The following is a 13,589-nucleotide window of genomic DNA, read 5'->3' on the forward strand; positions in this document are numbered from 1 at the left end:
ATTATGGCGAAACAGGACGAGTTGGTATTCCTGCCTCTGGGCGGCGTTGGCGAGATCGGCATGAATCTCGCTCTTTATGGCTACGGCCCGCCCGAACATCGCCAATGGATCATGGTCGATTGCGGCGTCACTTTTCCAGGCCCGGACCTGCCGGGTGTCGATCTCGTGCTGCCCGATATCCGCTTCCTCGCCAGCGAGCGCAAGAACCTCAAGGCGATCATCATCACCCATGCGCATGAAGATCATTACGGCGCGCTCGCCGATCTCTGGCCGGGTCTCAACGTGCCGGTCTATGCCTCGGGCTTTACCGCAGGTCTGCTCGAAGCCAAGCGCAATTTCGAGAAGGCGGCGATCGGCGAAGTGCCGGTGACGCCGTTCAAGGCTGGCGATACGATCAATGCCGGCCCCTTCAGCATCGAGGGTGTGGCCGTCAACCATTCGATCCCCGAGCCGATGTCGCTGATGATCCGCACGCCGGCCGGCAACGTTATCCACACCGGCGACTGGAAGATCGACCATGAGCCCTCGCTCGGGCCGCTGACCGACGAGACGCGGTTCCGCCAGCTCGGCGACGAAGGCGTGCTGGCGCTGATGTGCGATTCCACCAATGCGCTGCGCGACGGTGTTTCGCCCTCCGAGAAGGATGTATCGGAAAGCCTGCGCAAGATCATCGAGGATGCCGAGGGCCGGGTGGCGATCACCACCTTCTCGTCGAATGTCGGGCGTATCCGCACCATCGCCGAGGCGGCCGAGGCGGCTGGCCGCGAAGTGCTGCTGCTCGGCAGTTCGCTGAAGCGCGTCGTCAACGTCGCTCAGGACATCGGCCTGATGGAAGGCGTGAAGCCCTTCATCGCCGAGGAGGAATACGGCTATATCCCGCGCGACAAGGTCGTCGTCATCCTGACCGGCAGTCAGGGCGAGGCACGCGCAGCCCTTGCCAAGCTCTCCCGCGACGAGATGCGCAATGTGGCGTTTGCCGCAGGCGATATCGTCGTCTTTTCCTCGCGCGCCATCCCCGGCAACGAGAAGGCGATCCAGGATATCAAGAACGGCCTCGTCGAGCAGGGCGTGCACATCATCACCGATACCGAAGCCCTGGTCCACGTTTCCGGCCATCCGCGCCGCAACGAGTTGCAGCGGATGTACGAGTGGACGCGGCCGAAGATCGTCGTTCCCGTGCATGGCGAGGCGACGCACCTGACGGCGCACAAGGAGCTTGCCGAGCAATCCGGCATCGCGATCGTGCCACGGGTGCGCAACGGCGATATCCTGCGGCTGGCGCCCGGTCCCGTCGAGGTGATCGGCGAGGCGCCGCATGGCCGCATCTACAAGGACGGCTCGCTGATCGGCGATTTCGACGAGATGGGCATCGGCGAACGCAAGAAGCTCTCCTATGTCGGCCATGTCGCGGTCAACGTCGTGCTGGACGCCCGTTATGACATCGTCGGCGATCCCGATCTCGTTGCTATCGGCCTGCCTGTCTATGACGATGAGGGCGAGGAGATGGAAGATACGCTTTTCGACGCGGCGATCAGCGCCATCGAAAGCATTCCGCGCGCCCGTCGCAAGGATCTCGACATGCTGCAGGAGGCCGTGCGCCGGGCCATCCGTTCGGCCGCCAACCACGCCTGGGGCAAGAAGCCCGTCGTCACCGCCTTCGTCACCAAGGTCTGACCATGCTCGGCCGGGTCAACCATATCGCCATCGCCGTTCCCGACCTGGCGGTGGCGACGGCCGCCTATCGCGACACGCTGGGGGCTTCCGTATCGCAGCCGCAGCCTCTGCCGGAGCACGGCGTCACCGTCGTCTTCGTCGAATTGGAAAACACCAAGGTCGAATTGCTCGAGCCGCTTGGGCAGGCTTCGCCAATAGCAGCCTTCCTCGAAAAGAACCCGTCCGGCGGCATGCACCACATCTGCTACGAGGTGAAGGATATCATTCTCGCTCGTGACCGGCTGGTCGAGGCGGGCGCCAGAGTGCTCGGCGACGGCAAACCGAAGACCGGTGCGCATGGCAAGCCGGTGCTCTTTCTGCACCCGAAGGATTTCTTCGGCACGCTGATCGAACTCGAACAGGTTTGAGCCGCGACCCGCTTTAGCTGGCTGCGGCAGAGTGACCCGAAGACGGTGAAATGTTTCGTACGCTTTGAATTGGCCGCGGTTCCGCCGTATAAGGGCGCCAACTCAAAATGACAGAACGTCTTTCGCGTCCTGTCGGTGCGACACCAACGGAACTCATATGCTCGAAATCTTTCTTCAGGGATTTGCCGTCTACTTCATCATCTGGTGGATGACGCTTTTCGCGGTCCTGCCGATCGGGTTGCGCACCCAGGCGGAAGACAATGATGTCGTGCTCGGCACCATTCCGAGCGCACCCAGCCGGTTTCGCGCCGCCTTCGTCTTTTCGCTGACGACGGTGATTTCGGCGGTGATTTACGGCCTCTGGTATGTCTGCGACACCTATTTCGGCTGGGGCTTCGATGCCCTTCCACAGCTCGGGCCGAGCTTCTATTAAAAGCTGGCTTTTGCTCAAACTTTGGGCAGATGTAAATTCGGCAGACGGTATACCGTCATACCAATGTCATGCTTTTACGGCAAAGAGCTCACCTAACGGAATGAGACCCATCTCCTAACGGAAGGCGGGTGGGTTTTTGAGTGGGATCGGGAGCCGAAAAACCAAAAAAAAACAAGGCTAAAAGCCTTGTTTTAAGTATCGCGTGATCTGTAACCGTTGCCGGGGCTGCGACGAGCGCGCCTAAGATCTGATCCTCCCAAGACTTGACCGCGAATTCGGCAAGAATTTATCCTTCTTGCCTGTTTTGTGAGCTAAAGCTAGCTCAAACATTGGGCTTTGTCATCAGCTTTTTTTGCATTTTTGCTACACTCTAGCAAATTTTTTCTGTTGACAAGATTTTCGTTCAAGTCCTTATAAACACGCGCTTTTTCACGCCCTTTCATTTTGCGGGTGCGAACATGCGCATGCGGGAGGTTGCCGACACCAGTTGCGGGTTTCCTTCCCGCCGCGAAGCGGCTATGAACGCTCCCGACATTAACCATTGTCTTTCGATTCCGCCTGTTGCGGGATCCAACCGCCTCGGAATCCGCCATGCGTCTGTCCCGCTATTTCATGCCCATCCTCAAGGAAAACCCCAAAGAGGCGGAAATCGTCTCCCACCGGCTGATGCTGCGCGCCGGCATGATCCGGCAGCAGTCGCAGGGCATCTATTCCTGGCTGCCGTTGGGTAAGAAGGTTCTCGACAAGGTCAACAATATTATCCGCGACGAGCAGAACCGCGCCGGCGCCATCGAGCTTTCGATGCCGACCCTGCAATCGGCCGAGCTCTGGCAGGAAAGCGGCCGTTACGACGCCTACGGCAAGGAGATGCTGCGTATCAAGGACCGTCAGGATCGGCCGATGCTGTATGGTCCCACCAACGAGGAGATGGTAACGGATATTTTCCGCTCCTCCGTCAAGTCCTACAAGGACCTGCCGCTCAATCTCTATCACATCCAGCTGAAGTTCCGCGACGAGATCCGGCCGCGCTTCGGCACCATGCGCTCGCGCGAATTCATGATGAAGGATGCCTATTCCTTCGATCTGACGCGCGAAGGGGCCGAGCATTCCTATAACAAGATGTTCGCCGCCTACCTCAGAACCTTCGATCGGCTCGGCCTGCGCGCCATTCCGATGCGCGCCGATACCGGCCCGATCGGCGGCAATCTCAGCCATGAATTTATCATCCTCGCCGATACCGGCGAATCCGAAGTCTTCTGCCACAAGGACTTCGTCGGCTTCGATACCCCCGGCGAAAACACCGATTTCGACAGCGTCGAAGGCCTGCAGGCGATCTTCGACAAGTGGACCTCGCTCTATGCGGCGACATCGGAAATGCACGACGAGGCGGCTTTCAACGCCGTGCCCGAAGGCGACCGCCTTTCGGCCCGCGGCATCGAGGTCGGCCACATCTTCTATTTCGGCACGAAATATTCCGAGCCGATGGGCGCGAAAGTGCAGGGGCCTGACGGCAAGGAACACTTCGTCCACATGGGTTCCTACGGTATCGGCCCGACACGCCTTGTTCCCGCCATCATCGAAGCATCGCATGATGAGAACGGAATCATCTGGCCGGCATCGGTCGCGCCCTTTGATGTCGTGGTGATCAACATGAAGGCGGGCGATCAGGCCTGCGACGATACGTGCGAGCTGATCTATGCCGCGCTGAGCAAGGCCGGCAAGGATGTGCTCTACGACGATACCGACGACCGGGCCGGCACGAAATTCGCGACCGCCGACCTGATCGGAGTGCCTTTCCAGATCATCGCCGGCCCGCGCGCGGTCGCAAACGGCGAAGTCGAGGTGAAGGACCGCAAGACCGGCGCGCGCGAAACGATGACCATCGAAGCGGCGATCAACAGGTTCGTGGCTTAAGGAAACGGAGGCGAAATGGCAGAGGCAGCAGTGGACCGGAGTTCAAAATCCGGCTTGGGTCCGGCTGGCAAGCCATTTTCCACCTTCGAACGCCTCGTGGCGTGGCGCTATCTGCGCGCCCGCCGTAAGGAGGCCTTCATCTCGGTGATCGCCGGCTTCTCCTTCGTCGGCATCATGCTCGGCGTGGCGACGCTGATCATCGTCATGGCCGTCATGAACGGCTTCCGCACCGAGCTCGTCTCGCGCATCCTCGGCATCAACGGCCATATGATCGTCCAGCCGTCCGATGGTCCCTTCACCGATTATGCGGATCTCGCCAGCAGGCTCGCCGCCGTGCCCGGCGTCAAGATGGCGCTGCCGCTGGTGGAAGGCCAGGTGCTCGCTTCCGCCCAGGCTGGCGGCAGCACCGGTGCGCTGGTGCGCGGTGTCCGCGCGGAAGATCTGACCAAACTCAAAGCCGTTTCTGAGCATATTAACCCGGGCGACATGGTGGGTTTTGCTTCCGGCCAGGGCGTGTTGATCGGCACCCGCATGGCCGAGCAGCTTGGTCTGCGTGTCGGCGACCTGATTACACTGACGTCACCGGATGGTGACATTACCCCAATGGGCGTCAGCCCGCGCGTCAAGTCCTACAAGATCTCCGGGCTGTTCGAGATCGGCATGTCCGAATATGATTCCTCGATCATCTTCATGCCGCTCGAGGAGGCGCAGCTTTATTTCAATGCCGAGGGGCTGGTGCAGTCGATCGAGCTGTTCGTCGATCATCCCGACGATATCAATGATCTCAGAGCCAAGGTTGTGGAAGCGGCGGGCCGTCAGATCAACCTCACCGACTGGCGCCAGCGCAACCAGACCTTCTTTTCTGCGCTGCAGGTCGAGCGCAACGTCATGTTCATGATCCTGACGCTGATCGTGCTGGTGGCGGCGCTGAACATCATCTCAGGCCTGATCATGCTGGTGAAGGACAAGGGCAGCGATATCGCCATCCTGCGCACCATGGGCGCCAGCGCTGGCGCGATCATGCGCATCTTCTTCATGACCGGGGCGGCAATCGGGATCGTCGGCACCCTGGCCGGTGTCTTGCTCGGCGTCCTCGTCTGCGTCAACATCGAATCCATCCGCCAGTTCTTCTCCTGGATCTCCGGCACCGTGATCTTCAATCCGCAGGTCTATTTCCTCAGCCAGCTGCCGGCCGAGATGCAGCTCAGCGAAACCATTTCGATCGTGGTCATGGCGCTGACGCTCTCCTTCATCGCGACCATCTTTCCGGCCTGGCGCGCCTCCAAGCTCGATCCGGTGCAGGCCCTGCGCTACGAATAAGGAATGCCGACTTCATGAATCGCAACGTCGTTCTCAAGCTTACCGGCGTCGAGCGCCATTACGGGCAGGGCGATACGCTGCTCCCGATCCTGAAGGGTGCGGATTTTTCGCTGTCGAGAGGCGAGATCGTCGCCCTCGTCGCTCCTTCCGGCACCGGCAAGTCGACCCTGCTGCATATTGCCGGTCTCCTGGAACATCCCGATGGGGGTGAGGTCACCATCAACGGCCATGCCTGCGACGGTCTTTCAGACGACAAACGCACGGCGATCCGCCGCAGCGAGATCGGTTTCGTCTATCAGTTCCACCATCTCCTGCCCGAATTTTCGGCGCTCGAAAACATCATGATGCCGCAGCTGATCGCCGGGCTGTCCTGGAAGGAAGCCGGCGAGCGGGCCGGCCAGCTTCTCGATTACATGCGCATCGGCCATCGTGGCGCCCACCGGCCCGGCGAACTTTCCGGCGGCGAGCAACAGCGCGTCGCGATCGCCCGCGCTGTCGCCAATGCGCCGAGCTTGCTTCTGGCCGACGAGCCGACCGGCAATCTCGACCCGGAAACGGCAGCTTACGTCTTCGACGCACTGGAGGCGCTGGTGCGCCAATCCGGCCTCGCCGCCCTCATCGCCACCCACAATCACGACCTCGCCCGCCGCATGGATCGGCGCGTGACGATTTCGGACGGCAAGATCGTCGATTTTTGAGACGGTGGTCCGTGGCTGTTTGGTTTGCACCGATGCCGGCAGGCGGATGAGGGACTGATCTCGCCGACCTGCTCGCCGGACTCAGGGAATAACCAGCCCGCCGCGATAGTCGAGCACGTAGGCCTTCCGGCCCTCGACCATGATATATTCCTGGCCGCTGAAGCTGTCACAGCCGCCATCGCTGCTATCGACGTAGCGGCCGAACGGATGGTCGAATTCCATGCCGCCCAGAAACCGGCCCTCACGATACATCGCCGACAATGCCGCCTTGATCACTGTCCCGGCCGCACCACCATTGATGAGATCAGGCGCAATGACGCAGCCGAAATAGTTCATCGCCCAGACCGGCTCGCCGGCAAACCACACCACCTCCTGGCCGGCGAAATCGGTGCCGCCGAAATAGCTGTCGAGATAGCGCCAGTCGCCGCTCTCATAACCGATATCATGGGAACCCGGCCGGCAGGGCGCGCGCGGCACGCCGCCGCCGACATAGGTCGCAGCCTTTGCCTCCACGATGAATTCGTTCAGCATCGCAATGTCGAGCATGTCATTCTCCTCTCGGCCGGATGCTGGCAAATATGCTGCAGCATGTAAAGAACATAAAGAGAACATAGGTCGGAATCTGCGCTGCTGCTCATCAGATCGAGCGCGGGCTCCATGCGAATCGACACGTGCTTCCCGAGATTCTTCAAACACAAGAAAGGAGGAAAAGATTCCTGTTGACAATGGAACATACATCGAACAAATTGAAAACATAACGAGTAAAGGAGAGCCAAATGACTGACATGATCCGTGATATCGCAGCATTCACCTCCATCGCAATGTTCGTTGCCAGCTTCTCGCTGATCGTCATGGCGATCTAAAGTTTTCAGGGGACCGCATGGCTGTCATGCGGTCCGGGCGAGGGACTTCGTCTGGACATCATCGCCCTCTATGCCGACAATACGTCCGATTCATTCGGGTAATTGGGAAGGCATGTCATGGCGGATACGGCAAAGGGTTCTACGGCTGAGGCGACCGGCGGCACGCCGGGCTTCATCCACCTGAGGGTCCATTCCGCCTATTCGCTTCTCGAGGGCGCCCTGCCGCTGAAGAAGATCCTCTACAAGGCAACCGGCGACAGCCAGCCGGCCATCGCCATTACCGACACCAACAACCTGTTCATCGCCCTGGAATTTTCCCAGAAGGCGATGGACGAGGGCCTGCAGCCGATCATCGGCTGTCAGGTCTCGATCGACATGGAAGACGGGTTGGAGACGGAAAAGCGCGGCGGCCAGCAGGCCCTGGTCAAGCTGCCGTCGATCGTTCTTCTCGCTGCCACGGATGCCGGTTACGAACGGCTGGTCGATCTCGTCAGCCGCGCCTATCTCGGCGGTGAAAGCAACCAGGCCATTCATGTCAGAGCCTCCTGGCTGGCCGAGGCCGGCACGGAAGGGCTGATTGCCTTGACCGGCGCTCTGACCGGGCCGGTCGATGCGGCGATCAGGGACGGTCATACCGCCCAGGCGGAAGCCCGGCTGCTGACGTTGAAGCGTCTCTTCGGCGACCGGCTCTATGTCGAATTGCAGCGGCATGGCACCTATGACAAACGCCACGAACAGAAGATCGTTGGGCTCGCCTATGCCAATGATCTGCCGCTGGTTGCGACCAATGAGGCCTTCTTCCCGACCCGCGACGATTACGATGCCCATGATGCGCTGATGGCGGTCGCCCACAACGCCATCGTCTCCGACGACAGTCGTTTTCGCCTGACGCCTGACCATTATCTGAAGAGCCGGGCGGAGATGGCCAAGCTCTTCGCCGACCTGCCGGAAGCGCTGGAGAATACGATCGAGATCGCCAGGCGCTGCTCCTTCGTGCTGAAGACGCGCAAGCCGATCCTGCCGCGTTTCACCGGGGCGACCGACGATGCCGAAGAGGCCGAACGCGCCGAGGCGAGCGAATTGCGCCGCCAGGCGGTCGAAGGGCTCGACATGCGGCTTGCAACGCTCGGCATGTCGCCGGGTTACGAGGAAAAGGAATATCGCGAGCGGCTGGATTTCGAGCTCAGCGTCATCGAGCGCATGCGTTTTCCCGGCTACTTCCTGATCGTTGCCGACTTCATCAAATGGGCCAAGCAGCATGACATTCCTGTCGGTCCCGGCCGCGGTTCGGGCGCAGGCTCGCTGGTCGCCTACGCCTTGACGATCACCGACGTCGATCCGCTGCGGTTTTCGCTGCTGTTCGAGCGCTTCCTCAATCCCGAACGCGTCTCGATGCCGGACTTCGACATCGACTTCTGCCAGGACCGCCGCGAAGAGGTGATCCGCTACGTCCAGGCCAAGTATGGCCGCGAGCAGGTGGCGCAGATCATCACCTTCGGTTCGCTGCAGGCGCGCGCGGCCCTTCGCGACGTCGGCCGCGTGCTGGAGATGCCCTACGGCCAGGTCGACAAGATCTGCAAACTCGTGCCGAACAACCCGGCCAATCCGACGCCGCTCTCCAAAGCGATCGAGGAGGAGCCGAAGCTGCAGGAAGAGGCAGCGAAGGAACCGGTCGTCGCGCGCCTGCTCGACATCGCCCAGAAGATCGAGGGGCTTTATCGCCATGCCTCGACCCATGCCGCCGGCATCGTCATCGGCGACCGTCCGCTCTCCAAGCTCGTGCCGATGTATCGCGATCCGCGCTCCGACATGCCGGTCACCCAGTTCAACATGAAATGGGTGGAGCAGGCCGGCCTCGTCAAATTCGACTTCCTCGGCCTGAAGACACTGACGGTGCTGAAGGTCGCCGTCGATTTCGTCGCCAAACGCGGCATCGCGGTTGATCTCGCCGCCATTCCGCTCGACGACAAAGCCACCTACGAGATGCTGTCACGCGGCGAAACGGTCGGCGTGTTCCAGGTGGAAAGCGCCGGCATGCGCAAGGCGCTGATCGGCATGAAGCCGGACTGCATCGAGGATATCATCGCGCTGGTGGCGCTCTATCGCCCGGGCCCGATGGAGAACATCCCGACCTACAATGCCCGCAAGCACGGCGACGAGGAGCTGGAATCGATCCATCCGATGATCGACCACCTGCTCAAGGAAACCCAGGGCGTTATCGTCTATCAGGAACAGGTGATGCAGATCGCCCAGGTTCTGTCCGGCTATTCGCTAGGGGAAGCCGACCTTCTGCGCCGCGCCATGGGCAAGAAGATCAAGGCCGAGATGGACCAGCAGCGCGAACGCTTCGTCGTCGGCGCCGTCAAGAACGGCGTCTCGAAGCCGCAGGCCGACAACATCTTCGAACTGCTGGCGAAGTTCGCCAATTACGGCTTCAACAAATCGCATGCGGCCGCCTACGCCATCGTCTCCTACCAGACGGCCTATATGAAGGCGCATTATCCGGTCGAATTCCTCGCCGCCTCGATGACGCTCGATATGTCCAACACCGAAAAGGTCAACGATTTCCGCCAGGATGCCAAGCGCCTGGGCATCGAGGTGATCGCACCCTCGGTGCAGACCTCCTTCCGCCATTTCCAGACCGGCGACAACCGCATCTATTATGCGCTCGCCGCCCTCAAGGGGGTGGGCGAATCCGCCGTCGACCACATTGTCGAGGTGCGTGGCGACAAGCCGTTTGCCGGCATCGAGGATTTCTGCCTGCGCATCGATCCGCGCCAGGTCAATCGCCGCGTGCTCGAAAGCCTGATCTTTGCCGGCGCCTTCGATTGTTTCGACATGGACCGCGCCCAGCTCGCCGCCGGTCTCGACCGCATTCTCGGTTATGCCCAGCGCGCCCAGGAAAACAAGCTGAGCGGCCAGTCGGATATTTTCGGCAGCACATTGACGTCGGGGCCCGAAAAAATCTCGCTGCCGCCGTTTTCGCCCTGGCTCCCCTCGGAGCGGCTGCTCAAGGAGTTCCAGGTACTGGGCTTCTATCTCACCGCCCATCCGCTCGATTCCTACAACAACATCCTGCAGAAGATGCGGGTGCAGACCTTTGCCGAATTTTCCCAGGCGATCAAACAGGGTGCGGCCAATGCGCGCCTTGCCGGCACCGTGATCTCCAAGCAGGAGCGCAAGACCCGTACCGGCAACAAGATGGGCATCATCGTCTTTTCGGATTCGTCCGGCCAGTTCGAAGCGGTGCTGTTTTCGGAAATGCTGAACCAGTATCGCGACATTCTGGAGTCGGGAAAATCCTTCGTGCTGACGGCGACGGGGGAGGAGCGGCCGGAAGGCATCGGCCTGCGCATCCAGACGATCCAGTCGCTTGAGGAAAAGTCGCTGCAGATGCAGAAGGCGCTGCGCGTCTATGTCAGAGATTCCGGGCCGCTGAAGATGGTCGCCGGCCATCTGAACGCCAAGGGCGACGGCCTCGTTTCCTTCATCGTCATCAAGGAGGACGGCAAACGCGAGGTGGAAGTGGCGCTGTCGGAGAAATACCGCATCACGCCGGAGATTGCCGCTGCCCTTCGCGCCGCCCCCGGCGTCGTCGACGTCGAGCTTGTCTGATCAACCCGGGCTGATCGTGATCAGCCCCGGGTAATGGTGATGAAATCCGTGCCTTCGCCGGTTTCGCGGCCAAGGCCGGTATCGGAGATCGTCAGGGTCGAGCCGGGCGCGATCAGCGCGTCGATCCTGCGGCGTGTGTCGTCGGGGATGGTGATGCGGCTGAGCGAACGGGCGATCGGCCTGCCTGTGACGATCGAGCTTTCCTGATTGCTGATCCCGAGCCGCTTCATCGTCTCGCGGGGGAGATTGTTCTCGAGCGTGATGCCGAGCCAGTCCGCCGTGCCGGCCTTTTCGTCGACGGCATGCAGCGTGAAGAAATGCGTGCCGAGTGCCAGGCCTGGATCGGCGATCGTCACCGGGGCTTCGAAGATCGGCTTGAAGGCCCGGCGCACCATGATGACGCCGTTGGGCGGCTCACCCTTGCCGGTTGCGGCATAGACAGATTTGAGCAGCGCGTCGGAGACCAGGCTCCTGTCGCCGGCAAATTCCGCCGGCCGCAGCGTCTTGAATTCCTTGATCGCCTGCACGGTCGACGGCCCGAGCAAGCCGTCCGGATCGCCGGCGGAAAAGCCGAGCTGGTTGAGCAGCGCCTGGATGTCGAACACCGTCTCGCGCAGCGTGCGGCGGGTGATCAGCATGCTGATCGGCTCGGACGGCGGCTCGGCTTCGGGCGCTGCAATCGACGGATTGGCCGGCATCGGCATCGCCGCGGTATCGTTCATCGCCACCTGCACCGGTATCCCGGCACTGTCGGGCATCGAGGGCCGCAGTTCGACATCCGAAAGCAGCGGCATGGCCGCCGGCGCCTCGGGGTGGAAAAGCGTCGGATGGTCGATCGGCTGCGGCACCACTTCGCCGTCGCTGATGATCACGGGGATGCCGGGCTCGGTCATCCCGTAGAGCATTTTTGCGAATGCGCCCGGCATGCGCACGCAGCCGTGCGAGGCCGGATAACGCGGCACGGAATTGGATTCGTGCAGCGCAATGCCCGACCAGGTCAACCTCTGCATGAATGGCATCGGCGCTGCCGAATAGAGGTTGGATTCGTGGTATTTCTGCTTTTCTAGCACCGAGAAGATGCCGCTCGGCGTCGTGTGCCCGTCCTTGCCGGTCGAAACCTTCGAGGTCGCGACGACCTCGGTGCCGTCATAGACCGCAAGCGACTGCTTGTCCTTCGAGACGATGATCTGCAGCGTGCGTGCATCCGCGGCGAGAGCAGGATGCACGAGTGCGGTGGCCGACAGCAAGCCGAGGCCGAAGACAAGACGCGAGAACATGATACCCAACCATACGCAATACTGGTCCGGTACATTATGAGACGAAGTTTAAGGAAGATTTTAAAGGCCGTGCGGCAGCCCAGGCTCACGCTTTAGTGATCGCGCTTGCCGCTGCCGAAGGTGTAGCCGGTTTCGACCGTGTTCTTGCCGAACTTGTCGCGCAGCTTGTCCATCGCCGCTTCGGCCGCCGCCCGCCGGCCGGATTGCCGGTCGATGAGATCGGGCGGATCGGCGCGTGCGGCATCGCCGAGATCGGTCACGCCGATGCCGAGCAGCCGGAACTTGGTGCCGTCGGTCTCCTTTTCGAGAAGCTCCAGCCCGGTGCGGAAGATCTTGTCGGCAAGCTGGGTCGGGTCTTCGAGCTTGCGGTTGCGCGTGCGCAGCTTGAAGTCGGCGGTCTTCATCTTCAGGACCACGGTGTGGCCGGCGATATCGTTTTTCTTCAGCCGCCAGGAGACCTTTTCGGAGAGGTTTCGCAGGATCGGCACCAGCTCGTCATATCGCGAGATGTCGTCGAAAAAGGTCGTCTCGGCCGATACGCTCTTGGCCGCATCGTTGAGATGCACTTCACGGTCGTCGATCCCGCGCGACAGCCGGGCGAGCCGCTGGCCCATGCTGCCGTAGCGGCGCATCAGGTCGTTTTCTTCCATCTGCTGCAACTGGCCGATGGTGCGGATGCCGTCCGCCTCGAGCGTCGCTGCGAACGCCTTGCCGACGCCCCAGATCGTGGTGACGGGACGCGGCGCCAGGAACTCGACCGCTTCCTCACGGCCGATGACCGAAAAGCCGCGCGGCTTCTGCAGGTCGGAGGCGACCTTGGCGAGGAATTTGCAATAGGAAAGCCCGACCGAGACGGTGATGCCGATCTCGCGTTCGATGCGGCGGACGAATTTGGCGAGTGTACGCGCCGGCGGATCGTGATGCAGCCTCTCTGTGCCGCCGAGCTCCAGGAAGGCCTCGTCGATTGACAGCGGCTGCACCAGCGGCGTCAGCTCCTGCATCAAGGCCCGCACCTGCCGCCCGACCTGCACATATTTCTCCATGTCGGGGCGGATGACGATCGCCTGGGGACATGCCTCCAGCGCCTTGAACATCGGCATCGCCGAACGCACGCCGTGAATGCGGGCGATATAGCAGGCGGTGGAGACGACGCCGCGTTTGCCGCCGCCGATGATCACAGGCTTGTCGGCCAGTTCCGGATTGTCGCGTTTTTCCACAGCCGCGTAAAAAGCGTCGCAATCGATATGCGCAAGCGTCAATGCGTAGAGTTCGCGATGGCGCACGAGGCGGGGGCTGCCGCAGGAAATGCAACGGCGCGCTTCGCCCTTCTGCTCGGCAAGGCAGTCGCGACAGAAGCCGGGTGTCTTGTCGGGCGCGGGTGTCATCAT

11 protein-coding genes are annotated in these 13,589 nt (G+C 61.4%); 7 read left to right on the top strand and 4 right to left on the bottom strand.

Features of this window, described 5'->3' with window-relative positions:
• The first annotated feature begins 3 nt into the window (after positions 1 to 3).
• The 3 genes from GGD57_RS15220 (at position 4) to GGD57_RS15230 (ending at position 2,514) form a co-directional block, all read left to right on the top strand.
• The gene (locus GGD57_RS15220) at positions 4 to 1,674 is read left to right on the top strand and encodes a ribonuclease J (RefSeq protein WP_184471054.1); all 1,671 of its coding nucleotides are present in this window, start codon (positions 4 to 6) and stop codon (positions 1,672 to 1,674) included.
• 2 nt (positions 1,675 to 1,676) lie between these two features.
• Positions 1,677 to 2,081 (top strand): methylmalonyl-CoA epimerase, encoded by a 405-nt coding sequence (gene mce / locus GGD57_RS15225; RefSeq protein ID WP_184471056.1) that lies wholly within the window; start codon positions 1,677 to 1,679, stop codon positions 2,079 to 2,081.
• 157 nt (positions 2,082 to 2,238) lie between these two features.
• Positions 2,239 to 2,514 (top strand): DUF1467 family protein, encoded by a 276-nt coding sequence (locus GGD57_RS15230; protein WP_184471058.1) that lies wholly within the window; start codon positions 2,239 to 2,241, stop codon positions 2,512 to 2,514.
• Positions 2,515 to 2,831: 317 nt separating this feature from the next.
• Here GGD57_RS15230 and GGD57_RS15235 read toward each other — a convergent pair whose 3' ends face one another.
• Positions 2,832 to 3,107 carry a hypothetical protein gene (locus GGD57_RS15235; protein ID WP_184471181.1) on the bottom strand — a complete coding sequence of 92 codons (276 nt, stop codon included), beginning with the start codon at positions 3,105 to 3,107 and terminating at the stop codon, positions 2,832 to 2,834.
• On the opposite strand from GGD57_RS15235, the gene proS reads away from it, so the two are divergent.
• Genes proS through GGD57_RS15250 form a run of 3 tightly spaced genes read left to right on the top strand, consistent with a single transcriptional unit; the run spans position 3,106 to position 6,446 of the window.
• The gene (gene proS, locus GGD57_RS15240; RefSeq protein WP_184471060.1) at positions 3,106 to 4,428 is read left to right on the top strand and encodes a proline--tRNA ligase; all 1,323 of its coding nucleotides are present in this window, start codon (positions 3,106 to 3,108) and stop codon (positions 4,426 to 4,428) included. The two genes, GGD57_RS15235 and proS, sit on opposite strands and share 2 nt — an antisense overlap.
• Positions 4,429 to 4,443: 15 nt before the next feature.
• On the top strand, positions 4,444 to 5,748 hold the full coding sequence (locus tag GGD57_RS15245; RefSeq protein WP_184471062.1) for a lipoprotein-releasing ABC transporter permease subunit: 1,305 nt from the start codon (positions 4,444 to 4,446) through the stop codon (positions 5,746 to 5,748).
• Positions 5,749 to 5,762: 14 nt separating this feature from the next.
• Positions 5,763 to 6,446, top strand: coding sequence for an ABC transporter ATP-binding protein (locus GGD57_RS15250; protein ID WP_184471065.1), 684 nt, complete (start codon positions 5,763 to 5,765; stop codon positions 6,444 to 6,446).
• Between the two features lie 81 nt (positions 6,447 to 6,527).
• Here the strand turns inward: GGD57_RS15250 and GGD57_RS15255 are convergent, their stop codons facing one another.
• A complete protein-coding gene (locus GGD57_RS15255; protein WP_184471067.1) occupies positions 6,528 to 6,992 on the bottom strand; it encodes a DUF5680 domain-containing protein in 465 nt (154 codons plus the stop codon).
• A gap of 434 nt (positions 6,993 to 7,426) precedes the next feature.
• On the opposite strand from GGD57_RS15255, the gene dnaE reads away from it, so the two are divergent.
• Positions 7,427 to 10,924: a DNA polymerase III subunit alpha gene (gene dnaE / locus GGD57_RS15260; protein WP_184471069.1), complete on the top strand. Its 3,498-nt coding sequence runs from the start codon at positions 7,427 to 7,429 to the stop codon at positions 10,922 to 10,924.
• A gap of 20 nt (positions 10,925 to 10,944) precedes the next feature.
• Here the strand turns inward: dnaE and GGD57_RS15265 are convergent, their stop codons facing one another.
• Positions 10,945 to 12,201 carry a L,D-transpeptidase family protein gene (locus GGD57_RS15265; RefSeq protein ID WP_184471071.1) on the bottom strand — a complete coding sequence of 419 codons (1,257 nt, stop codon included), beginning with the start codon at positions 12,199 to 12,201 and terminating at the stop codon, positions 10,945 to 10,947.
• A 92-nt stretch (positions 12,202 to 12,293) separates the two neighbouring features.
• The gene (locus GGD57_RS15270) at positions 12,294 to 13,586 is read right to left on the bottom strand and encodes a DNA polymerase IV (RefSeq protein WP_184471176.1); all 1,293 of its coding nucleotides are present in this window, start codon (positions 13,584 to 13,586) and stop codon (positions 12,294 to 12,296) included.
• Between the last annotated feature and the right edge of the window lie 3 nt (positions 13,587 to 13,589).

It is taken from the genome of Rhizobium esperanzae, from assembly GCF_014197615.1.
GTDB lineage: Bacteria > Pseudomonadota > Alphaproteobacteria > Rhizobiales > Rhizobiaceae > Rhizobium > Rhizobium esperanzae_A.